Origin of the sequence: Murimonas intestini (assembly GCF_024622195.1) — a bacterium.
Lineage (GTDB): Bacteria > Bacillota > Clostridia > Lachnospirales > Lachnospiraceae > Murimonas > Murimonas intestini.
This window is the reverse complement of the sequence record NZ_JANKBI010000008.1, coordinates 165,189-190,708: the sequence shown is the minus strand read 5'-3', so window position 1 is coordinate 190,708 and position 25,520 is coordinate 165,189. Positions and strand designations below refer to the sequence as shown.

The window sequence follows — 25,520 nt, the reverse complement described above, 5'->3', positions numbered from 1 at the left end:
GTCAATATTTATGAACCTTTACCCAAAATCTTCAAAAGGTTCTCAAAGTATAAATTCAAGGTTTTAAAATGATATTAAAAGAACAATTTTTTTTATATAATGACTCTATCAAATACAGGGAGGTTTTATTTATGAAACGGAAGGTAACAAGTGCAGTATTAGCAGCAGCAATGGCAGTCTCTATGCTGGCCGGAGGCAGCGTAGCGAAGGCGGAGGCCTCGGAGGTAGAAAAGATCAAGATTTATGTTCCCACGTCCGGTGCATCAGAGGACATTGACAATGTTATGGCAGCAGTCAATGAGATCACAAGAGAAAAAATCGGGGTGGAGGTTGAATTCAAACCTTTTGAATTTGGACAATGGTTCCAGCAGTATTCATTATTTTTAAGCGGGACGGAAGACGTTGATATTATTGCCAACTATGGCGGATATCTGAATGCAGTTTCACAGGGAGCTGCGTATGACCTTACTGATCTGGTACAGGAGTATGGGCAGGATATTATTGAAATGGAAGGAGACTTCTTAAAGAGCGGCCAGATAGACGGCGTCCAGTATGCAATTCCAATTTATGCATCCTATGCCTGGACAATGGGTATTATTTACAGACAGGATGTTGTGGATGAGCTTGGACTTACAGAACAGGTGGCAGAGGTTAAGAACTTAGAAGACTGGGGAGATATCCTTGCAGTTGTAAAAGAGAAGAAACCAGATATGACGCCTTTCGTTACTAACAACGGCAATACAGCGCCCAATTTCACGTATGGCCTTTGGGACGATCTTGGAAATTATTATGGAGTTTTAATGAATGGGGGAGAAACAACAGATGTTGTAAACCTTTTTGAAACAGAAGAATATGCCGAACTGTGCAAGGTTATGCATGACTGGTATGAAAAAGGATATTCCAACAAAGATATTCAGACACAGACAGATGCTTTTCCTGTTCTTACAAAGAACGATGCGGCTTTTTCTACAATAGGACAGACAGATTTTAATACAGCTTACTATCAGACTACAACCTGCCAAAAGGAGATGGGAGCTATTTTGTTAGATGTACCGGTTGCCAGAACTTATAATAATGTAACATATACGGTTATGTCTAATACAGAACATGCAGAGGCTTGTATGAAGTTCTTAAATCTGTGGTTCTCTGATGAGGAATTAGGAAACCTGATCAGTTATGGTATTGAGGGCGAACACTATGTTTTAGACGAAAATGGAATGGGTAAATATTTAGAAGGAAAAGATGCCACAACATGTGCTTACCATCTTGGAGCTTCAATTTCCAATATTAACAGAATCCGCTGGGAGAGTGAGAATCCGGAATACGCCGAACTGCTTGTAGAGAGCAATACAAATGCGAAAAAGTCCGCGGGTCTTGGTTTTGGTTTCGATACGGCAAATGTAACAAACGAGATTACGCAGCTGGATAATGTCTGCAGTAAATACCAGATTGGTCTGGAAAGCGGAGCATTAGACCCTGAGAAATATCTGCCGGAATTTAATGCGGCATTAAAAGATGCAGGAATTGAAACTGTTATTGCAGAAAAACAAAAACAGTTGGATGCTTTTTTAGGCAAATAAGCGGGACACCGAACAGTAACCGAGAACTTTCGTAACTATTCAGCAGGTCTGTGCATTTACTGCACAGACCTAAAAAATAAAAGGGGCGCGCATTTTGGCAGAAGCAAAATGGCGCCGCTTTTTAGAAATGGAGAAGTGACTGGAAGCATGAATAAGAAAACATCATTTGTGAAGAAAGTAAGGAAATACTGGCCATTTTATGTGATGGCCATGCCGGCCTGTATTTATTTTATAATCAACAATTATATTCCAATGGGGGGACTAATACTTGCCTTTGAAAAATATACGATAAAAGGCGGTATTTTCGGAAGCGAAAAGGTCGGATTGGACAATTTTAAATTTTTGTTTAAAAGTGCAGATGCATGGATCATGACCAGAAATACACTCCTTTATAATCTGGCATTTATTATTTTGGGGACATTTATGGCAGTTTTTGTTGCATACATTCTCCATGAGATCAGAAGCAGTTTATCAAGGAAGGTATATCAGACACTCATTTTATTCCCTGGCCTCTTATCTATTATTATTGTTTCCTACCTGGCTAATGCACTGCTGGCAGGGGATACCGGTTTTATAAATATGCATATTTTGCAGCCCCTTGGTTTTGAACCTATATCCTTCTACAGTGAACAGAAGTGGTGGCCGTTTATCATTATCTTCGTCCGCCTGTGGCAGATGACAGGAACAAACTGTATTCTCTATCTGGCAAATATGTCGGCTATAGATCCCGGGCTTTATGAGGCCGCAAGCCTTGACGGTGCAAACCGCCGTAAGAGTTTTATGAATATAACGCTGCCATGTCTGGTGCCTACGATTATCACATTGACGATTCTCTCTGTCGGCAAAATTTTCAACTCTGATTTCGGTTTATTCTACCAGGTTCCCATGAACAGCGGGGCGCTTATTGATGTAACCCAGACTATTGATACATACGTATACCGGGGCCTGTTAAACACGGCAAATATGGGTATGTCGGCTGCGGCCTGTTTCTATCAGTCCGTTGTAGGATTTGTTTTAGTAATGATTACAAATGCAATAGTCAGAAAAACCAGCAGTGAAAACGCAATGTTTTAGAGAGGAGAAAATAATGGTAAGAAAAGATACCGGGTTTCAGATATTTGCACATGTGTTTATGATAATCCTGGGAATAACAGTTGTTTTTCCAATGGCATTATTAATCATGTCTTCCATTTCATCAGAGGCGGATATTATAAAATATGGATATACTATATTCCCTAAAAATATTGATTTTACATCATATAAATTCATATTTGGGGAAGGAAGTATTTTTCACTCCTATATGGTTACAGTTTTTGTGACTATAGTGGGGACAGTTTTGAGCGTCATAGTTACCACAATGGTTTCTTACATTTTAACGGTGCCGGGGCTTCCAGGAAAAAGGATATTAAGCTTTTTTATTCTTTTCACAATGCTGTTTTCAGGCGGGCTTGTTCCCAGTTATATGATGTGGAGCAATATATTTCATATCAAAAATACTATTTGGGCGCTGCTTTTACCGTTTTTGCTGTGCAGTGCCTTTCATATTATGATCACCAGAACATATTTTCAGAACAATATTCCAAAAGAAGTCCTGGAAAGCGCACGGATCGACGGTATGTCGGAATTTGGGATTTTCTTTAAAATTGTGCTCCCGCTCAGCGTTCCTATAATTGCAACGATAGGATTTATGAATGCTTTAATGTATTGGAATGATTGGAAGAATAGTTTATACTTTATTACAGATAAGAATTTAGTCGGTGTCCAGGCATTACTAAATAATATGCTCACTAATGTACAATATCTGGCGCAGTCCATGGATGCCTCAAGTATAGCTACAGATATGGCAAATATTCCAACTTTGGGTATCCGCATGGCAGTAGCTGTGGTGGGTATGCTTCCAATGATCGCTCTTTATCCGTTTTTTCAGAAGTATTACATGAAGGGGCTTACCATTGGGGCAGTAAAGGGCTGATTTTTGTCCTATAGGCAAAATACGGGCACGGAATTCCACAAGTGAAGAGGAGGAGATACAGGATGGTTAAAAAGGAGGTCTCACTGCAGAGATGCTTGCGAAGATACTGGATTGGAATGTTCTTATTTCTCACCATCGTGTATCTCCTCTTACAATCTTATATGGTTAAGATGCTGACAGAACAGGCTGAAGGAAATGTACAGAAAAGTATTTACATTGCTTCAAATGGAATTGAAGAGTCATTGGAGATTGTAGACAGCTTTATCTATGAAGCCCTGTACAGCGGGACTACCCAGTCTACATCACAGCTTTATCATTCGCTGCAAAATGAGACAGATCCGGTAGAGCTTGCAGCGATCCGCAATACTGTCGTAACCTCATTGCAAAGTATCGTGGTTTTTTCTGACATGATAGATTTCATTATGATCTACACAGACAGAGAAGATGAGCCTGCATGGCTGGAAGCGGGAAAGGCCGATAATTATCTGAAGCGCAGAGAGGTAAAACAGATCATCAGTGAGATAATTGAAAATAGTGAAATTGGCAGTCTGGGGCGCTATATGATCTGTAATGGAGAACAGTATAATTATATGATCCGCCTGATCAAAATTGAGGACAGTTATTTTGTGATTGGAGTATCAGAAGAGAAAATACTTTCTACACTGCAGTATGCAGCGTATGACAATAATAGTATTTCCTTTGCGGCAGAAGAAGATGGAACAGTCATTTTTAAGTCAAAACCATTTGAGTGTGTGGTCACTCCCGATCAGGAAGGCTCTTATATTACAGCCGGCAATAAACAATATCTGCAGACAGGGTACGTTTCAGATAAAACAGGATATTATTTTGGCATGCTGACGGAAAAAGATAGTATTATAGGCCAGATGTGGATTTTCCGTATACTGTTTATGATAATGTTTTTAGTTTTGATGTTTATTGTTCCAGGCTCCTTCTATGTCGTCTACCGTTATGTGGAAAAACCAATTGAGAATATTTCAGGAACCATGAATCAGATTGCAGAAGGTGCACTGGATGCAGCGGTTGAAGAAGATTCTAAAATAATAGAACTTGCACAGCTTGTCCGGGCGTTCAACCATATGATCGGGCGGATAAAGAAGCTGAAGATCGAAAAATATGAGGTAAAACTGGAGGCGCAGAAAGCTACTATGCAGTATTTGCAGCTTCAGATCAAGCCGCATTTTTACGCCAATGTACTAAATATTATCTATTCACTGGCAGAACGGAAGGATTATGAAACAATCCAGAGGATATCAAAAGCAATTGTAAATTATTCCAGATATATGTTCCGTGATGCAAGTGAATTGGTGGAGCTGCAGCGGGAAATCGAGCATGTCCGCTACTATATGGAAATCCAGGAAATACGCTATGTAATGCAGATCTCCTGCCGGATAGAGGTGGCGGAAGAGATAAAGAGCGCACTGATACCGCCGTTCATTATCCAAAGCTTTGTAGAAAACAGCGTGAAATATGCATTTACTACGAAGAAAAACTGTGAGATCACCATTCATGTGGAGACAGATGAAACGAAGGAACAGCTGATCATCAGGATATGTGATAACGGGGAGGGGTACAGCGATGAGCTTCTTTCCCTGGATTGGGATCAGAAAAACGAAAAAGGCCACATTGGGCTGACGAATGTGTACCGCCGTTTAAAATTAATCTATGATGAAAAAGCAGAGATCCAGCTTCAAAATCACAATGGTGCGGTTACTGTTCTGAGAATTCCATACATAGCAGTGGATGATGCAGATTTAGAGTAGAAAGGCGGAAGAAGAAGGATATGAGAAAATTTCACGTATTAATGACTGATGATGAGGAACTGGCGCTTCTGGGGCTGGAAGAGGGTGTCAATTGGGAAGGCCTGAATGTTGATAAGGTATATAAGTGCCACAGCAAGGACACTGCCATAAGGATGATGCAGATGTATCCTGTGGATATCATTATCACTGATATCGAGATGCCAAATGGCAATGGTCTGGAATTAATCAAGTGGGTCAAAGAAAACAAACCTGAAATCAAATCGGTTTTTTACACAGGACATGCTGAATTTTCTTATGCCCAGGAGGCGCTCCGGCTGGGAGTGGAGGATTATCTGCTAAAACCTGTTCCTTATGATGAGCTGGAAAAAATCATATATGAAATAGAAAATAAAATTCTTGTAAAAGAAAAGACAGTGGATCTGTCGGAGCTGGCGGAAGATTGTACCCGGGAGGATTCAGAGGAGATCGTCAGCAGGGTAAAAAAGATCATTGCAGAGAACTTATCAGTGGGAAATATCCAGCGGGATGAATTAGCTGCTATGGTACATGTGAGTTCCGGGTACCTGGGAAGAATTTTTAAAAAAGAAACAGGTCTGGCATTGACAGACTATATTATTAAAAAGAGAGTAGCTGTTGCAAAACAGCTCCTTACCAAGACAAGCTTATCTGTTACAGATGTGTCAGCCCGCGTTGGAATCACATATTCATCTTATTTTACAAAAATATTTAAAGAGCAGGTTGGGATGACGCCTCAGGAGTACAGACAGCAGACAAAGTAGAAAACGGAGAGATTGCGATATGATTGTAACGACAAAATATGGGAAAATAGAAGGTATTACGGAAAATGGATGCGAGATTTTTAAAGGGATACCTTATGCAAAACCGCCGGTAGGAAAGCTGCGCTTTCATAAGCCGGAAAAACCTGAAAGCTGGGAGGGGATTTACCGGGCGGACAAGTTCCGTTTCCGCAGTATGCAGGGACCGGACAGAGGAGGATTCTACCATAAAGAGTTTTACAGCAACCCTGAATTTGACCTGCCCATGAGTGAGGACAGCCTTTACTTAAATATCTGGATTCCTGTAAACAGGGCGGAAGAAAACCTGCCGGTAGCCATATATGTGCATGGCGGGGCCTTTATGGGGGGAGCCGGAAGCAATCTGCCGTTTGTATGCAATGAATTGGCAAAATCCGGCGTGATCGTAGTAACTATCAATTACCGCCTTGGAGCCTTTGGGTTTTTGTGCCATCCACTATTGGGGGTGACAGGTGAGAATGAGGCTGGCGGCAACTATGGATTGTGGGACCAGTTAGAAGCTGTTACATGGGTAAAAGAAAACATCGTTAATTTTGGCGGTGATAAAGAAAACATCACGGTTTTTGGACAGTCCGCCGGGGCTATGAGCCTTCAGGCTTTAGCTGTTACTGAAAAAGCAGAGGGCTTATATCAGCGTATGATCTTACAAAGCGGAGGCGGTTACAGAAATCCATTGGCAGAATACCGCCGGATCGAACAGGCATCTGAGATGGCAGAGGAGCTGCTGGAGGCGCTGGGTATCCATGGTAAAGAGTGGATGGAAAGTGAAGAAAAGAGACAGGCAGCGTTAGATGCATTGTATAAAACTTCCGCGAAAGACTTGATGCAGGCAGTTGGAAAGGTGACAGCATCATCTTTTGAACAGAAAAAGGGAATCCCCTTTGTACCTGTGATCGATGGAGAACTATTAAAAAAAGATGGAAACCTTCTGATAGAGGAAGGAAAATATCATCACGTTTCCTATATGTTAGGAGCTAATGCAAATGATCTTACGGCAGAAGGCCAGCCGGACGTATCTCCGGAAACAAATTTGATGCATCAGGGAGACGTTGCCTTTGCCCGGATGGCAAATATGCGTGATTCAAATTCAGCATACGTGTACTATTTTGACAGGAAAATGCCGGGGGATGAAAGCGGGGCATTTCATTCTGCAGAGCTCTGGTATGTATTTGGAAGCCTGGATTACTGCTGGAGGCCATTGGAGGCGGCGGATTATCAGCTCTCAAAAAAAATGATATCTTATTGGAGCAATTTTATGAAAACAGGAAACCCGAATGAACAAGGAAAAGATGAGTGGAAGCCATGTACGAAAGAGGAACCATATTTTCAGGTATTAGATGCAGACAAGTAAATTGAGGTGGAATGTGAGAACAATATTTAACTGGAATGATAAATGGGGATTTTATAAAGGGGAACTGGATCAGGATGCTTTACTGTCAGGAAAAAATGTGATTATACCAGGTGAAACGCCGGGCTGGGAGAGCGTTGATCTTCCCCACACCTGGAATGCTTTGGATGGGCAGGATGGAGGAAATGATTATTATCAGGGAGCTGCCTGGTACAAAAAGACCTTTACGGCGGAAGAAGGCTGGAAGGAAGTTTATGTGAGATTTGGCGCCGTAAGTAAGCTGGCGCAGGTATGGTGCAATGGCCGGTATGTGGGAGAGCATCGGGGCGGTTTTTCTTCTTTTGCTTTTGAACTGACGCCATTTTTGCAGGAGGGAGAAAATGAGATTTTTGTGAGGGCAGATAACAGTAATGAGCTGCCGGTTTATCCCAGACAGGCAGACTTTACATTTTTTGGAGGGATATACCGGAGTGTGGAATTGATCTGCTTTTCAGGCACATCTCATTTTGATGTGGCATGTTTTGGCTGTGATGGTGTATTTATTACACCATCTCCGGACGGGAAGGTTCAGGTGGATGCTTATGTGAACGGCAAAGGCAGAAGCTATGCCCGGATTTATGATGCTGACGGAAAATGTGCTGCAGAATCTCAAATATCAGAAGCAATGCATTATATATTACATGTGCCTGATCTGAAACTCTGGAATGGAACGAAGGGTGCGTATCTGTATCAGGCAAAAGTATTTCTGTGCGGGGAAAGTACAGATGAGATTGCTGATGAGGTATGTGTATCATTTGGCTTCAGGGATTTCTCTGTGAGCGCAGAGGAGGGATTTTTCTTAAATGGAGCTTCCTATCCCCTTCGTGGTGTCTGCCGCCATCAGGACCGGGAAAATATGGGATGGGCGATCACAGAAAAAGAGCATTTGGAGGATATGGCGCTGATACGTGAGATCGGAGCAAATACAGTTCGCCTTGCCCACTACCAGCAGGACCCGTTCTTTTATGACCTGTGTGACAGAAACGGGCTGGTGGTCTGGGCTGAGATACCATTTATCAGCGTCCATGATGAAAGAAAAGAGGCCGATGATAATTTAAGAGAACAGATGAAGGAATTAGTGCTGCAGAATTATAATCATCCCTCTGTCTGCTTCTGGGGAATTGCCAATGAAGTTGGAATCGGCGGGGAATCAGAAGCCATGTATACAATCTTAAAAGAATTGGATCAGCTGGCAAAAAAGCTGGACCCCACAAGGCTGACAGCTATTGCCAATGTTGGCATGACCAAAACCGGCAGTCCGCTTTTTCATATCACAGATGTCACCTCCTACAATGAATATAATGGCTGGTATGAGGGAACTGCGGATGACCATGGAGCATTCTGCGATGAGAGGCATGGACAAATACCGGCAATACCCCTGGCCATCAGTGAATATGGCGCTGAGGGCATATTGTCCTGGCACAGTGAACAGCCCAGGGTGAAGGATTATAGTGAAGAATACCAGGCGCTGGTGCATGAAAAGGCAGAAAAGGCTTTTGAGGCAAGACCGTATCTCTGGGCCACATGGCTGTGGAATATGTTTGACTTTGCTGCAGATGCCAGAGATGAAGGCGGATGCAGAGGACGAAATAATAAGGGTCTGGTGACCTATGACCGTAAAATTAAAAAGCAGGCATTTTATTTTTATAAAGCCTGCTGGAGCAGAGAGCCTTTTGTCTATCTCTGTGGGGAGAGATTTACAAAGCATGCAGACGGCAAAATAAATATCAAAGCGTACAGTAATCTGGAGCATGTAGAGCTGTGGGTAAATGGGGTGTTTACCGGAGAGCTCTCCGGGAAAACAATTTTTGAATTTAAGGATGTGAGTCTGACAAGACAATTTAATGAAATTTTAGTGAAGACGCCGGAAGGCTTTATGGATTCATTAGTATTTGAAAAGGTGGAACAGGTCCCTGAGGAATATATACTAAAAGAAACAAAAAATATATCAGAGGCAGTGACACAGTGGTTTGCAGGTATACAGGCCGGCAATCCGGGCAGGGCAGACAATAAGGAGCTTGTGGTAAATGAGGGGTGCTTATCTGTCTATGACCCAATGGAAGAGGTCTACAAATATAAGGAAGGCTTTCAGATTATACAGGAGCTTGTTGCCAGGCCCCTGTCAATTAGTAATCCTGCAATGGCTTCCAGAATGGACAAGGGCGGTCCAATGAGCTTTGCGGGTATATGGCATCATATTAAAAAGATGCTTCCTGATGAGCTGATCTATATAGTAAATGAGCGGCTGAACAAGATTAAAAAACAGGATTAGTGCAGGCCGCTTGAGGTACAGATAATAGGAGATTATCAGATGGTAAATTTAAAAGAAAAACCATTTTACCTGAATGAGGAAGAGATCAAGTGGGTAGAAGACACGATTGCAGGGATGTCGTTAGATGAGAAAACAGGCCAGCTCTTTACATTATTAAAGGCTGAGCCAGGTGTTAATGAAGAGGCAATTAAAGCAGCTGTTGAGAAGTATCATCAGGGAGGCCATCGCTGGCAGGGGGGAAATAAAGCAGATGCCTGGAAGCGGAACATGCTGTTCCAAAGATATAGTAAGGTGCCGGTATTCATAGCAGCAAACTGTGATGAAGGCGGAAATGGGTGCTTTCCGGAAGGAACTTTTGTGGCAACCGCAGCTGAGGCAGGTGCGGCTGCCTCAGCAGATACGGCATATTATATGGGATATGTAGCTGCAAAGGAGGCCAGCGCAATTGGCGTAAACTGGCTGTTCAATCCTGTGGCGGACATTTTTATGAATTGGAGAAATACTATTGTAAACACCAGGAGCTTTGGCAGCGATGCAGACAAGGTAATAGAGAATGTCAGGGCTTACATCAGAGGAGTTAAAGCTGCAAATCCGAATATGGCATGTACCTGCAAGCATTTCCCGGGGGATGGAGTAGATGAATTGGATCCCCACCTGGCGCTGGCACAAAATACATTAAGCCCAAAAGAGTGGGAGGAGACTTTTGGAAGAGTATATCAGACTATGATTGATGAAGGGCTTGAGACAATTATGACTGGTCAGATCGCACTTCCTAAAATGAGCAGAAAACTCCGTCCCGGAATTAAAGGAAGAGATATAATGCCAGCTTCTTTGGCACCGGAATTACTGACAGACCTTCTGAGAGAAAAGATGGGATTCAATGGGGTTATCATTTCCGATGCTTCTCATATGATCGGCATGGCGGCCGTAATGAAACGGGAGGATGCCGTACCCCGCTGTTTTGCGGCAGGATGTGATATGTTCCTGTTTGCAAATGATATAGAAGAAGATATGGCTTATTTTAAGGCAGGACTGGAAAAGGGAATAGTGACAGAAGAACGGTTTTCAGATGCACTTCACAGGATTATCGGTATGAAGGCACATCTGAAATTATATCGTGACGATATCCGCTTCACAGATAAAAAATACCTTGAAGAGTGGGTAGGAACAAAGGAGCATCACAGCTATACTGTAAAGGCCGCTGATGAAGGGATTACTCTTGTGAAGGATACTGACCGTATCCTGCCAATCAGCACAAACGAAAGAAAGAGAGCACTGCTGGTTTACGTCCAGAGTACACCAAACAGTAAAGCATATTCGGGAGATCCCGTACGATGCGTGATTACTGAAGAGTTAGAGGCAGCAGGATTTCAAGTGGACCAATCACCAAATTATTATGATCTGGAGGGGCACAATGGTGTTTCTCAAATGAACTTCATCAAGATGTTAAATTGTGGTTCAAGGGAAGTGTTTAAGCAAAAATACGATGTGGTTTTTCTATTTATCAATGTGAGAGGCTATGCCCAGGAGAATGTGGTCCGCATGCGCTGGAGCTGCAACCATTCCTGTGAGATGCCCTGGTACGTGGAAGAGGTTCCCACCGTTGCTGTCAGTCTGAACTATACAAATCATTTAATCGACATTCCCCAGGTGCATACTTATGTAAATGCATATGGAGAGAACCGTGAGAATATTCGTGCAGCCATTGAAAAAATCTGCGGGAAATCTGAATTTAAAGGAACTGCAAATGAAACGGTATTCTGCGGACGTGAGGATACACGGTATTAGGGCATGCTTGAACATGGGCCTTGCGGCCGTGGGCAGAAATATACAATTGAACGCCAGAAAGAGGAATTGGATCTCTTTTATGATAACTTTAAAGTATAAATCTTGCCAATATAGACATAGAGTGATATTATATGACTATAAGGAGGTGCGCATATGAATGCTGAAATAAGGCCGTCTAAGGATTTAAGGAATCATTATAGTGAGATATCAAGGGAATGCCATGAAAACAGGAAACCGATCATTATTACTGTAAATGGCCGGGGAGATACCGTACTTTTAGGATTACAGGAGTTTTACCAGATGCAGTCGGAACTGGAATTATTGAGAACATTATCTCAGGCTGAGGAGGATGCTGCCCAGGGAAGGACTGCGCCTGTACAAGATACCTTTGATGACATCAGGGCAGCTCTCATGGAGAAGAAAAGTATATGAAGTACAGGGTTATCAGAACAGCTACGGCCGATGAGCAATTAAGAAATATTATTTTTTATATAGCAGATGATTCAGGAGATGTTATGATAGCTTTGAATTATCTGGATAAAATTGAAAAGAGTATTAAGAAGCTGGAGGACTTCCCTGAATCAGGGAGTCTGCCCAGATATGTCACTCTCCAGCGGCAGGGATACAGAGTATTGGTTGTTGAGAAACATCTCGTTTTTTATAAAATTAATACAAAAGAAAAAATCGTAACAATTTATGCAGTAGTTGACAGCAGGCGTGAATATAGAAATTTAATTTAACTATTTCAATTTAACTATTCAGCAGGTCTGTGCATTTACTGCATCTATTGGGTTAAGGTCGCAAAATTCAGAAGGTTATGTTATACTAACTTCATGAGACACGAAAAAGCGTCATGGCCGCAAGGCCTGATGACCCTGAACAGTGTGGAGGGAGCGACTATATGTACCGGGTATTATTCGCAGAAGATGAATTGTTGATACGTTTGGGATTACAGAATTCTATTCCCTGGAACAAGTACGACATGGATTTGACGGCCCAGGCGGACAATGGCGTCCGGGCCTTTGAACTGTTTCAGGAGATCCGCCCAGACGTGGTGATCACGGATATACGCATGGAAGGCATGGATGGCTTTGAGCTTATACAGCGGATCAGGGAGTTGGACAAGGAATGTGCGATTATTGTGCTGTCCTGTCTGGATGATTTTGAGACTTTGCGGAAAATGATTCCGTATAAGATCATTGCTTATATTCTGAAGGCCAGCATGACCATGGAAGAAATTTTCCAGGTCCTTCAAAAGACGAAGGAATATCTGGAGAAGGCGGGACGCCGGGCTTTAAAGGAGAGTAAGGAGCCCCAGAGCCTGGAGATGCGCCTGGCGGGTTATCTGTCGGGTACGGAGCAGGACCCGGAATGGCCCATGGAAAAAGAAATCCAGGAAATACATGTATTTAGCCTTAAGGAGGAAGATCAGGATAAAATTAACAGCCTGGCAATGAAATTTGTCTTTGACCTGGTCCGGCGTCAGGTGCCGGAGGGGATCATCGTTCAGACAAAAGATCAGGAATTCTGCCTCCTGCTTCCCGGGGAGAGGAGGATCTCAGAAAACGTCTGTGAACGGATTAACCATTCCGTGGAAGATTTCCTGGGAGTCCGTTTCTGGATCCGAAGAAGGATGCGCCAGCCAAAAGAGAGCCTCAGGGAGCTTTATCAGAGAATTCAGAAGGCCGGGGAAGAAGGGGCCGGAGAGTGGGAGAACGATCAGGTTATCCAGGATGCGGTGAGCTATGTACAGGGACATTATCAGGAGAACCTGACACTGACGGACATATCCTCCATTCTGGGGATCAGCCCCAGCTATTTTTCACATCTGTTTAAGAAAAAGACCGGAAAGAACTATGTGGAATTTGTGAACGAAATACGGCTGAAGGCAGTTATGGAGGATTTGAAGAACAGCGACTTTAAGATTGCGGTCATTGCAGAGAAGAACGGTTTCCGCAATTTTGAATATTTCAGCCGTTTATTTAAGAAAGCCACAGGAGTTTCACCGGCTAAGTGGAGGCAGCAGAATCGATGAGGCCAAAAAGAAAAAGACTGAATTGGAAGACGAGATGGTTTCTGAGCATATTTGGAGCCGTTCTGCTGGTGATTTTTTTGCTGTTTGGAGGAACATATTACTATTTCGTGCAGAAGCTGACGGCCACTAACGAGCAGATTGTCAATATGCGTTTTCAGGAGACCGAGGGCAATTTAAGGGTCATGATAGCAAATGCGGAATATTATCTGATGAAGTTTGCCAACGATAACCTGATCTGGAAGTTTTATCATGATGTATTTCCAAGTAAGAGCGAAAACTCCGTTACTATCCAGAAAATTGTGTGGAATTTTGACCAAAGGATGTATGCTGATAATAATCTGTACGCTTTTGCAGTGGTGAACGGGGACGGTAAAAGTGTGGTTTCCACTGTTGAAAAAAAGAGCAGGACAGGAAAGATAGAGACAAGCAGCCATGTTGCAGCTGCCATGAAGAAGAGCAAGGAAGTCTATCCCTACGTGGCATGGATTACGGGGGCGGAGCTGGAGCTTCCTGAAGATTCTCCTTTATACTGTCTGGTCAACAGACCGGTGCTTCTGGGCATCAGGTCACTTGGCGAGGCTGAGGAACCGGAGGAGGATGGGTATCTTATAGTGGCTCTGGACGAAGAGGCGGTACAAAAAAGCTATAAGACTGTGTCTTATAATGGAAGCCGTGCAGCTCTGGTGGACAGTTCAGGCAAGATCATTTCCTGCACGGATAAACAGCTTTTGGAGACGCAGTACAGTCCTGACAGACAGGACCAGAATATCGAATATCCCATAAGCTATCACCAGTGGAAGCTGGTGGACATGATCCCAAAGGATGAATATTTAAGAGAAGCCCATGACATCCGGAATGTGGGACTCATCTCCGGTGTCCTTGCGATGTTTGGAGTCTTGGGTTTCTGTCTGATCTGGAACCGGAAATATACGCGCCCTATCCAGATTCTTATGGATCAGATGGAGATGGTGGGAAAAGAACAGCTGGACATTGGAAAACCCGCCCAGGTGGGCTGGCCGGAGCTTGACCATTTGAATGAACAGTTTTATTTCACGGTGCAAAAGCTGAAAGGCTATATATTGCGGCTGCAGACGGCAGAGAAAGAGAAGGCGGGGGAGGAGCTTCGGGCTCTGCAATATCAGATCAATCCTCACTTCCTCTATAATTCTCTGAACTCCATCCGCTGGATGGCCATGATGACAAATAATACCAAAGTGGCAGATTCTCTTGTGACTCTCTGCAAAATCATCATGCCCATTTTCCGCAATCCCAGTTTTACCTGGAAATTGAGAGACGAGCTGGAGTTTCTGGACAACTATGTGAAAATGATGCGTATCCGCTATGGCAGCGGGATGGAATTTAATCTGGAATGTCCGGAAGACATCAAGGACATTACATTTCCCAGATTTATCCTTCAGCCCATAATTGAGAATTGCTTCGTACATGGAAGCAGCCAGGATGAAATACGTCATATCTACCTGAGACTGCGGAAAACAGAGCGGTTCGCTATCGAAGTACAGAATACAGGAGTCTTCCTGGATAAAGAAAAAATTGATGAGATCAATAAAAAGATAAACCAGAATGAGGGAGAGGATCAGGGAATCGGGCTCTCCAATATCCGTAAACGCCTTGTCCTGCTGTATGGGGACACCACGGAAATATGGCTGGAATCCATCCCTGAGAGAGGGCTTCTTGTATATATTTGCTTTTAATTTCCGCAGACAAAAATTGCCTGCAGTCAGCCGCAACAGCAACAGTTTAGGTGTTGCTGTTGCGGCTGTACTTGTAACTATTCAGCAGGTCTGTGCATTTACTGAACAGTTACAGAAACTTGACTAATTTTTTACCCCTTCTGTTTCAATCATAAAATAAGTCTAAAATCCCCGGCACTTTATTAAAAAAGCATAAAATAACACAAGCGATTATAAAAATACATCATTCAAAAAATTTACAAAATCCGTTAGAATACTCTTACAAAAGCAAGTCACTAAAGCCTTTTGCAAAAAAGGTGTGACCATCTTCTATTGAAAGGAAGGAAAAGTATGAAAGCAAAGAGAGTATTAGCACTGATTTGTACACTGGCCATGACGGCTGGAATGTGTACCCAGGTAACCGCGGCGGACGCAACGGATGATTTATCCGAACATGTGGAGATCACCCTTGGGGGAGTCAACGTGAACGGTTCTGATTCTAATGAAGGATGGCCAAACGAAGTGGTCCAAAAGCTGGAAGAGAAATTCAACGTGACTTTCACTGTCAAGAACTATGACAACGAGAGCCTGAATCTGGATCTCTCAGGAGGGACCACATGTGACATAGTTCAGATCAACGACGATCATCTTGAAGGAGTTCTGAAGGGAAAACATGCTGTTAATCTGGAGGATTACAAGGATACACTGGCTCAGAATATTTTTTCCGAAAACATGACCTTCAGGAACGATCTGATGAAGACTTACAAGAGCAACGGTGAGGGCGTTCAGTATTTTGTTACTCCCCGGGTTACCTTTGAAGGTTCCAAATTCAATTACGGAACAACTCTGAACAACGGCTATGTTGTACGCTGGGATCTGTACAAACAGATCGGCTGCCCTGAGATTAATAATGATGACGACTACATTGCAGCGTTAAAGGCCATGAAGGAGATATACCCGGAAACTGAGGACGGGCTTCCTACATATGCTATGAGCGCTTACAACGATTCCCAGCTTCATGCTTACTTCTACAAGGGCTGCCTGGCCGAAGGTTATGTTAATCTGGAGGGCGGCGTGTATGTCCAGAACGTAACGACTAACGAGCTGGTGCCTGACCTTTACGATGTGGGTGTGGAAGGAACTACTCCCTTCTGGTCTGGTGTTAAATTCTACAATAAACTGTACCGGGAAGGACTTTTAGATCCGGACTGCTTTATCACCAAATCTGAGGATGTCCAGGAGAAATATAATAAGGGACAGTATATAGGCGGAAATGTAAACTGGTATTACGGAACCTACAATGAAAACCAGAGAGCAGCTGATCCTGAGACACTGAAGGAATACGTGACTCTGCCTGAATACCTGGGCTGGGGAAATGAAAAGAACCTGGGAGGCTGGTTTGGAAAATATTTCTTTGTATCATCCCATTCACCAAATGTAGAACGTGCGGTTATGATCCTGGACTATCTCCAGAGTGAAGAATTCTCCAGAGATGCAGATTCCGGCGTGGAAGGCAGATGGGAAACAGGAGCAGACGGAAAAGTGGCTCTCACAGAAGATACCATTGATCTGAAGAATAACGGAAGCAGGGTGGAAGAGTGGAGAAAATCCGGTATCGGAAACGGCATTCTCGTAAATATCTGCGGAGAAGATTATTACAACGTGGCTGATGATGGCGGCATGATCGATCTGTGGTTTGAAGACGATATGCTGGATGACAGTATGACATTTGCGGAAAAAGATATGTGTGAAACCATGGGACTGACACTTCCCAGCGATGTTCTGAAAAACAAAGTAGAGGCCGGCACCAGCATTGACCTGGGCACATGTCTGAACGCAATCCAGATGGGTCTTGCAACCACTCCAAAGAACATTACACGTATCGACAGCAACTGTGAAGAGATCGCCATGAGCGCTATTCCCAATCTGGTTCAGGCTGAGAGCGACGAAGAATTTGAAGCAGCCAAGGCAGATCTTTTAGCACAGCTGAAGGATGCCGGAGCAGAGGAATCCGTAGAATGGTGGTCTAATGCATGGGCAGAAGCGAAGACGACCATAGAGGGATTAAATAAATAAAAGGCTTAGAAGCGGAAGCACAGGCGTTGCTGTGGATGAAAATCAGATCCTGCAGCGGCGCCTGTTCTCTGTCATAAGCCGGGAAAGGAGAAGCCCATGACGGCAAATAGAAAAACAGCGGCTCTTGCTCTGCATAAGCCAAAAAAACGGTACAGTTTATTATTTATGGTACTTCCCTTCATGCTGATCATATTCCTGTTTAATTATGTCCCTATTTTTGGATGGATCTACTCAGTATTTGATTATATACCGGGAGTGCCCATCCTGGAATGTGACTATATGGGAATGGATTACTTTAAAATGATGCTGAAGGATGCAAATGTGCTTCGTTCCCTGAAGAATACGGCAATTTTTGCAGTGATTAGTATTGCGCTGACCCCCCTGCCCATGTTTTTTGCAATCTTTTTGAACGAGATAAAATGCGGGCCTGTGAGAAAGTTCGTCCAGACCTTTACTACTCTGCCTAACTTCATCAGCTGGGTAATCATTTTTTCACTGGCATTCTCCCTGTTTTCCACAGACGGTCTACTCACAAACGCGTTTGCAAGGCTTACAGGAACAAATCCCAGCTCTGTATTAAGCTCCAAGGAGTCCGTCTACTGGTTCCAGAGCTTTCTGGGGCAATGGAAAATGCTGGGGTGGAATTCAATTATCTATCTTGCGGCCATAGCCGGAATTGACCAGCAGCAGTACGAGGCGGCCAAGGTAGACGGTGCAGGACATTTCCGGTGTGCTGTCCACGTAACCCTTCCGGCCATGATGGAAACTTATGTGGTTCTCTTTATCCTGAATATCGGAAACTTCCTGAACACCGGATACGAACAGTACATGCTGTTTAAAAATGCCGTGACAGCGCCCACCATTGAGGTACTGGATCTGTACGTATACAGGATTGGATTGGAAAACATGGATTATTCTTACGGTGTGGCCATCAGCATCGTGAAATCCATCGTGAGCATTGCCCTGGTGGTACTGGCCAATCTGGTAGCTAAAAAAATCCGTGGAAATACGGTGATATAGGAGGGCCAATATGAACAAGAAAAATAAAATTCAGACTTCCGCATCCAGAAAGGTATTTCAGGTTTTTAATTATCTTTTGATGCTGGGAATCGCCTTTATCTGCATTTATCCGTTTTGGTATATTATTATCTATACCTTCAGCGAGGCAAGGCTGGCCGACGTGAATCCACCGGTATTTTTGCCAAGAGGTTTTTCTCTTTCTAATTATAAGGATATTTTTGAACTGAACGGCTTTTTTCATTCCCTTTTTATTTCTGTGCTCAGAACAGTTGTGGGAACTTTTGCATCAGTGCTGTCCTGCTCCTTTTTGGGGTATCTGTTTACCAAAGAGGAGATGCCGGCAAGAAAACTGATGTATCGTTTCCTGATCCTGACAATGTATGTCAGCGGCGGCATGATCGCTACTTACATTGTGGTAAAATCCTATGGACTTTTGAACAACTTCTGGGTCTACATACTGCCTATGCTCATATCAGCTTATAATATTGTGCTGATCAAGACCTTTGTGGAGCAGCTTCCGGCTTCCCTGGAGGAGTCGGCAAAGCTGGACGGGGCCGGTTACCTGACAATATTTACAAAGATTATCCTGCCTCTGTCTAAGCCTATTATTGCTACCGTGGCTGTTTTTGTGGCTGTGAACCATTGGAATTCCTGGTTTGACAACCATATTTACGCCAGGGGAAATGAGAGTTTGACAACGCTCCAATATCTGCTTTATAATTACCTGAATGAGGCCCAGAGGCTCGCCGACCAGATCAAAAATACTACCAACGCTGCCGGCATGAGCCAGATCAGCACGTCCATTTCTCCCAAGGGAGTGCGTATGACGATCACCGTTCTGGCGTCTCTGCCTATCTTCATGGTGTATCCGTTCATGCAGAAATATTTTGTTAAAGGAATTATGGTTGGAGCAGTAAAAGGCTGATGGCAGAAACAAAAACAGACTACTATGCATAAACGGAGGACAAGAAGATGAACATCATACCACAGCCATTGTCATTAAAGGAACATCAAAATTTTTACCTGCTGAGCTACAACACTTATCTGGTTCTGGAGGGAGGGTGTACACGGCATATATACCGGCAGGCACGCTTTTTGCAGGAGGCGATTGAAAAAAACACAGGATTTTCTCTCCATTTGACCAAGGGGGAGGCCAGAACCGGAGATATTTTGATCAGTTACTGTGAAAATGTGCCGGATCCCGAGTATTACCGGCTGGAGATTGATCCTGAGTGTGTCAGGATAGAAGGAACACAACAGAGCATAATCTATGGGATCCAGACCTTTATCCAGGTTTTGGAGCAGTCCGGGGGCAGGCTTCCCGGACTTTCAGTAGAAGACCGCCCCAGGCTCCCCTTCCGGGGCTTTTATCACGATGCGACAAGGGGCAGAGTGCCCAGGCTTTCTTACTTAAAGACACTGGCTGATCAGATGATGCGTTATAAGCTGAACCAGTTTCAGCTTTACATTGAGCATACTTATTTATTCCGGGATTTCAGCGAAGTCTGGAGGGATGATACCCCTTTGACTCCGGAGGAAATATTGGAACTGGACGAATATTGTTATGACAGGGGGATAGAGCTGGTGCCCTCCATATCTACCTGCAGCCATCTTTACAAGGTACTTCGCACCAAACAGTGGGAAAATCTGTGTGAGCTTGAAAATCCCGGTGGTGAAGCCTTCACGGCACGGGAGCGGCAGCTTCATCACACTGTTGATATCTCCAATCCCAAAAGTCTGGAGCTGATCAAGGGACTTTTGAAGGAATACCGCCCCCTGTTCAGGAGCCGCAGGTTTAATATCTGTGCGGATGAAACTTTTGATCTGGGAAAGGGAAGAAGCCGGGCTTATTGTGAAGAGCAGGGACTTGGGAAGGCCTACGTGGGGTATGTGAGAGAGCTTTGCCAGTACGTGAAGGAGCTGGGCTGCACGCCTATGATGTGGGGGGATGTGATCTGCGAGTACCCGCAGCTCCTTTCTTCTCTGCCTGAGGGAACAGTTTTTCTGAATTGGGCCTATGATGCAGGCGTGAAGGAAGACGTGACAAAGATTTTCGGAGAGAGCAAGGTGCCTTTTTATAACTGTCCGGGGGTGAACAACTGGTCCAGGCTGGTTCCTGACTTTCAGGAGGCATTTGAAAACAACAGGCGCATGGCGGAGTATGCCAAGAGAAATCACGGAACAGGGCTTTTGAACACGGATTGGGGAGATTATTACTTCTTTTCCCAGCCCGAACACTCAATGCTGGGAATGATCTATGGCGCACAGTTTTCCTGGGGAGATTCCATGGAAGCCCATGAACTGAACCGGGCCGTTTCACGCCTGGAATTTGGAGCCGGGCTGGAAGAACTGGCTGACACCCTGTGGAAAATCAGCTCCAACTGCCTGTATCAGTGGATGGACTTCTGCACCTGGATGGAGGATCAGGATAAGAAGGAGCTTCATCAGGAAATTTTGGAAAAGAAGTTTATGGACCCAGAGAAGATAAACCATCTGGATGAGGCAAACCGGGAGCTTTTGGAAATCAAAGGAGAACTCTCCGGGGCCATGGCTCTGGCCAGGCCTGAAAAAAGGAAGCTTTTGGCTTCCTACATACTTTCAGCTGACGGGGTCAGATATTTTAATCTTTTGGGAAGTATTCTCGGAAGGAGAGAGGGTCCGGGAGAAAAGACAGACCCTGAACAGGCATGGAAATTGGCACAATCCCTTGAAGAATGGTTCGCCAGCTACAAAGAAACCTGGAGGGCCGTCAGCAAGGAATCAGAGTTAGGACGCATTCAAAGTATTCTTGACGGGTATTGCGATATTCTGAGGAATTTGTAACTATTCAGCAGGTCTGTGCATTTACTGCACAGACCGTAAGAAAATGATTCAAGGGTGCAAAAATTCCATCGCCGAAGGCGATTCTAAATGGATTTTTGCATGTAACTGTGAAGGTATTGAACTGTTACAGGAGACATAAAGAAAGATGTATGACTCCGGAAAGGGAAGATAGAATGATTCAGTTTTTAAAAGAAGCAGCGCAGGTAAAGCCGTCCAGAAAGCAGATGGACTGGCTGGATATGGAGTGGTATGCGTTTATTCATTTTGGCCCCAACACGTTTATGAACAGGGAATGGGGACAGGGTACGGAGCCGGAATCCGTATTCAACCCCACTAAACTGAACTGTGATCAGTGGGTAGAGGCCATCAAGGGGGCAGGCATGAAGGGCATGGTCCTGACCGCCAAGCATCATGACGGGTTCTGTCTGTGGCCGTCCAAATATACGGAGCATTCTGTGAAAAACAGCCCATGTCAGAAGGACGTGGTAAAGGAAGCAGCAGAGGCCTGCCGCCGGGGAGGGATCAAGTTTGGATTTTATCTGTCTCCCTGGGACAGGAATTCAAAATATTACGGTACCCCGGAGTACAACGATTATTTCTGTAATCAGCTGACGGAGCTGCTTACCGGTTATGGGGATATTTTTTACGTTTGGTTTGACAACGCCTGCGGTGAAGGCCCAAATGGAAAAAAACAGATTTATGATTTTCCCAGATATTTTGAACTGATCCATAAATATCAGCCCAATGCGGTGATATTTAATGATTATGGTCCTGATGTGAGGTGGTGCGGGAACGAGGCGGGAGCAGCCCGCCATGAAGAGTGGGCCGTAGTTCCCTCGGAGCTGTGCTTCTATAGCCCCATCCAGACCGGTCCGGGACCAATGGCAAAGGAAGGCAGTCTTTCTTACCTTTACAATACTGACGAGGAGCTGGGTACCCTGTCCACCATTCTTTATTCAAGAGGTCTGACCTATACGCCTGCCGAGATCAACATGTCTATTCGTCCGGGCTGGTTTTGGCATCCGGATGAAAAGCCTCATTCTCTGGAACGGCTTTTCCACACATATCTTACAAGCGTAGGTGCGAATGCCTGTATGCATCTGAATCTGCCTCCGACAACGGAAGGGCTTTTGGATGAGGCTGACGTGGAGCGCTTAAAAGAGCTGGGAGATCTGGTGAAAAAGGAATTCGGCACAGAGCTTTTTGCCTCCGTGGAAAAGAAGGAGGGAGAGCCTCCCACTCAGCCTGTCTACACCATCACTCTGGACAGGCCTGTGAAGGAACTGAAATACGTGGTCATAAAGGAGGACATTGCCAAGGGGCAGCGGGTGGAGAGCTTCCGCATCGTAGCAGAATCCGGCAGCGGCAGCCAGTATCCGCTGTACCAGGGAACCTGCATCGGACATAAGAAGATCTGCCAGCTTCAGGATCCCTTTGCCCTGCAGAATCCTCTGATTAACGACAGTGATGAGACCATATCCACGCTGAAGGTGCAGGTCACCGCAGCGAGAGATGAGGTGTTTATAAAGGAAATTAAGGTTTATTAAGCAGGGAACCATTCTGATCCTGACAAATTTCTTTAAGACCATCCCCCTGGAGCTGATTGAGTCTTCCAGAATTGACGGAGCGTCAGAGATGACAACCATGGCGAAGATCATTGCTCGGTCTTTTGAACTTCAAGGGACTGTATTCCACAGACTGGGGGGCAACCGCGGCGGTAATCTGCGTGATTACAATTCCGCTGTATGTGCTGTTTTTGTTTACACAGAAATATTTCATCGAAGGTCTGACGGCCGGAGGCGTGAAAGGGTAATTCTCTGTTCATATGTATTCTCTGGTTGATTAATAATTACTGTGCCATATTGATATGTATGATTAATGCCCCCGCAGCTACCTGGTAGTAAGCTGTGGGGGCATTTTGTCGCATGTTATTCGTTGTTTATCTTCCAATAGCCTTTTCTATCAGAGCCAATGCGTTCGATAATACCTTTTTCCTTCAATTCTTTCAATCGTTGTGATACAGTTTTTCTGCTCACCAATAATTTTTCAGCCATCGCCGTAGAAGTATATGCAGGGTCTTCGGAAATAAGAGCCAAAATATGAATGGATTTTTCATCCAAATTATCTGTTACTTTTTCTGTCACTTTATCTGTCACCTTACGGGTGACAGAACGAATAATACGATTCTCCGGTGCAGCTTTTCCATAAGCACATCTTTCGGCTCGTCTGAGGTTGCACATACGGTGGCAGCCACATGCCGGGAAGAATGATCGTGCGGCTGTCCTTGAAACAGTGCCGATTCTTAAGACCTGTATTTTTTCGCGGAAACACCTGTCATTTTTTTAAAGACACGGCAGAAATAATTATAATCTGCAAAGCCTGTCATATTGGCTATCCGGGTTATGCTGTAATCAGTTTCCTTTAATAGCCGTCTTGCCTCATCAATGCGCAGGAGCCTGACATATTCTGCGATCCCCATTCCGAGATTTTTATCACAGGCCAGATACAGCTTGCTGCGGCTGATATTCAGGCTGTCGGCAATGGCCTCTGCGGTAAGGTTTTCCTGCAGATGTGAGCGGAGATAGGTCTGCAGATTATTGACGAAATTCTGACGCCGCAGAGCGATTGCTTCATCATATAATACGTAAAAGGTACAGGCCTCCATGATCTTCGCGGCAGCCTCGATTTCTTCATTTGTTTTTAAAGGAATATCCCTGCAGCAGTCTTTTACTGCCGGGAGCTGATGTTTTTTAAGCACACCGAGAAGCATCTGTTCCAGGTCATGGAGCGACTCTGCATCGGAAATCTGGCCGAACATCAGATATCCAATGACAGCGTGATTGTCCACCAGAGGAATGGTGGCTTCTATAAGGCCTGCATGACAGTGGTAGATCAGAAGCTGTTTATCTGCACGGCTCTGCCGGAAGGAATGAGTATCGCTTTCCTTACAGAGGGCGCCGGCAGCGGGATGCTGCTTCATCATTTTACAGAAAGGACAGTCCGTATATGGATAAGACAGGACTTCCCTGAATTCATCGTCAAACAGGACAATGCGGATATTTGTTAATATATAAAAGTCTTTCATCAGTTTTAAAAGATGCTCTTCATTAAATTCCAGTCTCATGGACAGATTCCCCCAGATTTAAATATTCTGTAACTGTGCAGTACCTTCACAGTCACAATGTTCTGCTGATAAATTACAGTATAACATATAAAAAATATATTTGGACGATTTTACAGTTTTTAAGATGCAATTGACTATTCCTTACAACATGAAAAATTTATAATAAAAAGAAGAAACAAAAAAAGCAGTAAATAGCAGTAAAGAACAGGAGGAGAACGATGTTAGTAAACCTGGAACAGATTTTAAAAATTGCAGAAGCAAGAAAGATAGCTGTGGGATCCTTTAATACGCCAAATCTGGAAAGCATCCAGGCTGTTATCGGCGCGGCGGAGGAGCTGGATGTACCGGTGATCATCATGCACGCTGAAGTACATGAGACATTGAGCCCGATTCACGTAATTGGCAAAGTGATGCTTCAGTGTGCAAGGGATTCAAAGGTTCCGGTATGTGTGCACCTGGATCACGGGGAAAGCCTCAGTTATCTGAACAAGGCCCTGGAACTTGGATTTACCTCTGTCATGTATGACGGTTCTGCCCTGCCATATGAAGAGAATGTGGCAAATACCTCGATCGCCGCAGCTATGGCACATAAACTGGGAGCATCCATAGAGGCGGAAATCGGTACACTGGGCAAACGTGAACTTGGCTACAGTCCTTCAAAGACAGGAGAGGACGACCCAAAGCAGGTATACACGGATCCGGAGGACGCCTGCCGGTTTGTAAGGGAAACAGGGATAGATGCCCTGGCATGTTCCTTTGGCACAGCCCACGGCTTGTATCTGACAAAACCAAAACTGGACATGCAGGTACTGGATGAAGTAAAGAAACGAGTCCACGTCCCTCTGGTGATGCACGGCGGAAGCGGAGTCAGTGAAGAAGATTACCGGACTGTGATCAAAAAGGGAATCCGCAAGATTAATTATTACACTTATATGGCAAAGGCCGGCGGGCAGAAGATTGAGAAGCAGTTTCATATGAATGCACAGGAAATAAGGCAGGGGAATAAGGAGTACATCATGTATTATGCATTAGTGGCGAAAAATGAACAGCAGCCGGTGTACTACCATGATATTGTAAAATGGGGCATGGAAGCGATGAAGAAGAACGTACTTGATGCCCTGAAAATTTTCAGTGATCTAAAATAGCAGGAGGTATT

At 44.3% G+C, this 25,520-nt stretch carries 20 protein-coding genes; 18 read left to right on the top strand and 2 right to left on the bottom strand.

Annotation, left to right across the window (positions count from 1 at the left end):
- The first annotated feature begins 131 nt into the window (after nucleotides 1-131).
- The 17 genes from NSB28_RS13465 (at nucleotide 132) to NSB28_RS13385 (ending at nucleotide 22,787) form a co-directional block, all read left to right on the top strand.
- Nucleotides 132-1,580 carry an ABC transporter substrate-binding protein gene (locus tag NSB28_RS13465; protein WP_257497792.1) on the top strand — a complete coding sequence of 483 codons (1,449 nt, stop codon included), beginning with the start codon at nucleotides 132-134 and terminating at the stop codon, nucleotides 1,578-1,580.
- A gap of 147 nt (nucleotides 1,581-1,727) precedes the next feature.
- Nucleotides 1,728-2,654 carry an ABC transporter permease gene (locus tag NSB28_RS13460; protein WP_109626028.1) on the top strand — a complete coding sequence of 309 codons (927 nt, stop codon included), beginning with the start codon at nucleotides 1,728-1,730 and terminating at the stop codon, nucleotides 2,652-2,654.
- 13 nt (nucleotides 2,655-2,667) lie between these two features.
- The gene (locus NSB28_RS13455) at nucleotides 2,668-3,552 is read left to right on the top strand and encodes a carbohydrate ABC transporter permease (protein ID WP_109625842.1); all 885 of its coding nucleotides are present in this window, start codon (nucleotides 2,668-2,670) and stop codon (nucleotides 3,550-3,552) included.
- A gap of 62 nt (nucleotides 3,553-3,614) precedes the next feature.
- The gene (locus tag NSB28_RS13450) at nucleotides 3,615-5,333 is read left to right on the top strand and encodes a sensor histidine kinase (protein ID WP_109625841.1); all 1,719 of its coding nucleotides are present in this window, start codon (nucleotides 3,615-3,617) and stop codon (nucleotides 5,331-5,333) included.
- A 20-nt stretch (nucleotides 5,334-5,353) separates the two neighbouring features.
- A complete protein-coding gene (locus tag NSB28_RS13445) occupies nucleotides 5,354-6,112 on the top strand; it encodes a response regulator transcription factor (RefSeq protein ID WP_109625840.1) in 759 nt (252 codons plus the stop codon).
- A gap of 19 nt (nucleotides 6,113-6,131) precedes the next feature.
- Nucleotides 6,132-7,499, top strand: a complete 1,368-nt coding sequence (locus NSB28_RS13440) for a carboxylesterase/lipase family protein (protein ID WP_109625839.1) — start codon at nucleotides 6,132-6,134, stop codon at nucleotides 7,497-7,499.
- A gap of 13 nt (nucleotides 7,500-7,512) precedes the next feature.
- Complete coding sequence (locus tag NSB28_RS13435) at nucleotides 7,513-9,807, top strand: glycoside hydrolase family 2 protein (protein WP_257497791.1); 2,295 nt, start codon at nucleotides 7,513-7,515, stop codon at nucleotides 9,805-9,807.
- Nucleotides 9,808-9,846: 39 nt separating this feature from the next.
- Complete coding sequence (locus NSB28_RS13430; RefSeq protein WP_109625837.1) at nucleotides 9,847-11,595, top strand: glycoside hydrolase family 3 protein; 1,749 nt, start codon at nucleotides 9,847-9,849, stop codon at nucleotides 11,593-11,595.
- A 153-nt stretch (nucleotides 11,596-11,748) separates the two neighbouring features.
- On the top strand, nucleotides 11,749-12,027 hold the full coding sequence (locus NSB28_RS13425; RefSeq protein WP_109625836.1) for a type II toxin-antitoxin system Phd/YefM family antitoxin: 279 nt from the start codon (nucleotides 11,749-11,751) through the stop codon (nucleotides 12,025-12,027).
- Entirely contained in the window at nucleotides 12,024-12,335 is a 312-nt protein-coding gene (locus NSB28_RS13420) for a type II toxin-antitoxin system RelE/ParE family toxin (RefSeq protein ID WP_109625835.1), read from the top strand. The genes NSB28_RS13425 and NSB28_RS13420 overlap by 4 nt, the downstream gene beginning before the upstream one ends.
- A gap of 161 nt (nucleotides 12,336-12,496) precedes the next feature.
- Nucleotides 12,497-13,630, top strand: a complete 1,134-nt coding sequence (locus NSB28_RS13415; protein ID WP_109625834.1) for a response regulator transcription factor — start codon at nucleotides 12,497-12,499, stop codon at nucleotides 13,628-13,630.
- Nucleotides 13,627-15,342, top strand: coding sequence for a cache domain-containing sensor histidine kinase (locus tag NSB28_RS13410; protein WP_109625833.1), 1,716 nt, complete (start codon nucleotides 13,627-13,629; stop codon nucleotides 15,340-15,342). Before NSB28_RS13415 ends, NSB28_RS13410 begins: the two co-directional genes overlap by 4 nt.
- 330 nt (nucleotides 15,343-15,672) lie before the next feature.
- Nucleotides 15,673-17,397 carry a type 2 periplasmic-binding domain-containing protein gene (locus NSB28_RS13405; RefSeq protein WP_109625832.1) on the top strand — a complete coding sequence of 575 codons (1,725 nt, stop codon included), beginning with the start codon at nucleotides 15,673-15,675 and terminating at the stop codon, nucleotides 17,395-17,397.
- A gap of 96 nt (nucleotides 17,398-17,493) precedes the next feature.
- Entirely contained in the window at nucleotides 17,494-18,417 is a 924-nt protein-coding gene (locus NSB28_RS13400; protein WP_109625831.1) for an ABC transporter permease subunit, read from the top strand.
- A 10-nt stretch (nucleotides 18,418-18,427) separates the two neighbouring features.
- The gene (locus tag NSB28_RS13395) at nucleotides 18,428-19,342 is read left to right on the top strand and encodes a carbohydrate ABC transporter permease (RefSeq protein WP_109625830.1); all 915 of its coding nucleotides are present in this window, start codon (nucleotides 18,428-18,430) and stop codon (nucleotides 19,340-19,342) included.
- A gap of 47 nt (nucleotides 19,343-19,389) precedes the next feature.
- Nucleotides 19,390-21,240 (top strand): beta-N-acetylhexosaminidase, encoded by a 1,851-nt coding sequence (locus NSB28_RS13390; protein ID WP_109625829.1) that lies wholly within the window; start codon nucleotides 19,390-19,392, stop codon nucleotides 21,238-21,240.
- 173 nt (nucleotides 21,241-21,413) lie between these two features.
- Nucleotides 21,414-22,787, top strand: a complete 1,374-nt coding sequence (locus tag NSB28_RS13385; RefSeq protein ID WP_109626027.1) for an alpha-L-fucosidase — start codon at nucleotides 21,414-21,416, stop codon at nucleotides 22,785-22,787.
- Between the two features lie 381 nt (nucleotides 22,788-23,168).
- On the opposite strand, the gene NSB28_RS13380 is transcribed toward NSB28_RS13385, so the two are convergent.
- Nucleotides 23,169-23,384, bottom strand: a complete 216-nt coding sequence (locus NSB28_RS13380; protein WP_257497790.1) for an Lrp/AsnC family transcriptional regulator — start codon at nucleotides 23,382-23,384, stop codon at nucleotides 23,169-23,171.
- Between the two features lie 158 nt (nucleotides 23,385-23,542).
- Nucleotides 23,543-24,364 (bottom strand): PocR ligand-binding domain-containing protein, encoded by an 822-nt coding sequence (locus NSB28_RS13375; RefSeq protein WP_109625827.1) that lies wholly within the window; start codon nucleotides 24,362-24,364, stop codon nucleotides 23,543-23,545.
- Between the two features lie 218 nt (nucleotides 24,365-24,582).
- Between NSB28_RS13375 and NSB28_RS13370 the strand changes: the two genes are divergently transcribed.
- A complete protein-coding gene (locus NSB28_RS13370; protein ID WP_109625826.1) occupies nucleotides 24,583-25,509 on the top strand; it encodes a class II fructose-bisphosphate aldolase in 927 nt (308 codons plus the stop codon).
- The last annotated feature ends 11 nt before the right edge of the window (nucleotides 25,510-25,520 follow it).

Coding starts and splice junctions, on each gene's coding strand:
- NSB28_RS13465 (WP_257497792.1), top strand. CDS start 132: ATGAAACGGAAGGTAACAAGTGCAGTATTAGCAGCAGCAATGGCAGTC.
- NSB28_RS13460 (WP_109626028.1), top strand. CDS start 1,728: ATGAATAAGAAAACATCATTTGTGAAGAAAGTAAGGAAATACTGGCCA.
- NSB28_RS13455 (WP_109625842.1), top strand. CDS start 2,668: ATGGTAAGAAAAGATACCGGGTTTCAGATATTTGCACATGTGTTTATG.
- NSB28_RS13450 (WP_109625841.1), top strand. CDS start 3,615: ATGGTTAAAAAGGAGGTCTCACTGCAGAGATGCTTGCGAAGATACTGG.
- NSB28_RS13445 (WP_109625840.1), top strand. CDS start 5,354: ATGAGAAAATTTCACGTATTAATGACTGATGATGAGGAACTGGCGCTT.
- NSB28_RS13440 (WP_109625839.1), top strand. CDS start 6,132: ATGATTGTAACGACAAAATATGGGAAAATAGAAGGTATTACGGAAAAT.
- NSB28_RS13430 (WP_109625837.1), top strand. CDS start 9,847: ATGGTAAATTTAAAAGAAAAACCATTTTACCTGAATGAGGAAGAGATC.
- NSB28_RS13425 (WP_109625836.1), top strand. CDS start 11,749: ATGAATGCTGAAATAAGGCCGTCTAAGGATTTAAGGAATCATTATAGT.
- NSB28_RS13420 (WP_109625835.1), top strand. CDS start 12,024: ATGAAGTACAGGGTTATCAGAACAGCTACGGCCGATGAGCAATTAAGA.
- NSB28_RS13415 (WP_109625834.1), top strand. CDS start 12,497: ATGTACCGGGTATTATTCGCAGAAGATGAATTGTTGATACGTTTGGGA.
- NSB28_RS13410 (WP_109625833.1), top strand. CDS start 13,627: ATGAGGCCAAAAAGAAAAAGACTGAATTGGAAGACGAGATGGTTTCTG.
- NSB28_RS13405 (WP_109625832.1), top strand. CDS start 15,673: ATGAAAGCAAAGAGAGTATTAGCACTGATTTGTACACTGGCCATGACG.
- NSB28_RS13400 (WP_109625831.1), top strand. CDS start 17,494: ATGACGGCAAATAGAAAAACAGCGGCTCTTGCTCTGCATAAGCCAAAA.
- NSB28_RS13395 (WP_109625830.1), top strand. CDS start 18,428: ATGAACAAGAAAAATAAAATTCAGACTTCCGCATCCAGAAAGGTATTT.
- NSB28_RS13390 (WP_109625829.1), top strand. CDS start 19,390: ATGAACATCATACCACAGCCATTGTCATTAAAGGAACATCAAAATTTT.
- NSB28_RS13385 (WP_109626027.1), top strand. CDS start 21,414: ATGATTCAGTTTTTAAAAGAAGCAGCGCAGGTAAAGCCGTCCAGAAAG.
- NSB28_RS13375 (WP_109625827.1), bottom strand. CDS start 24,364: ATGAGACTGGAATTTAATGAAGAGCATCTTTTAAAACTGATGAAAGAC.
- NSB28_RS13370 (WP_109625826.1), top strand. CDS start 24,583: ATGTTAGTAAACCTGGAACAGATTTTAAAAATTGCAGAAGCAAGAAAG.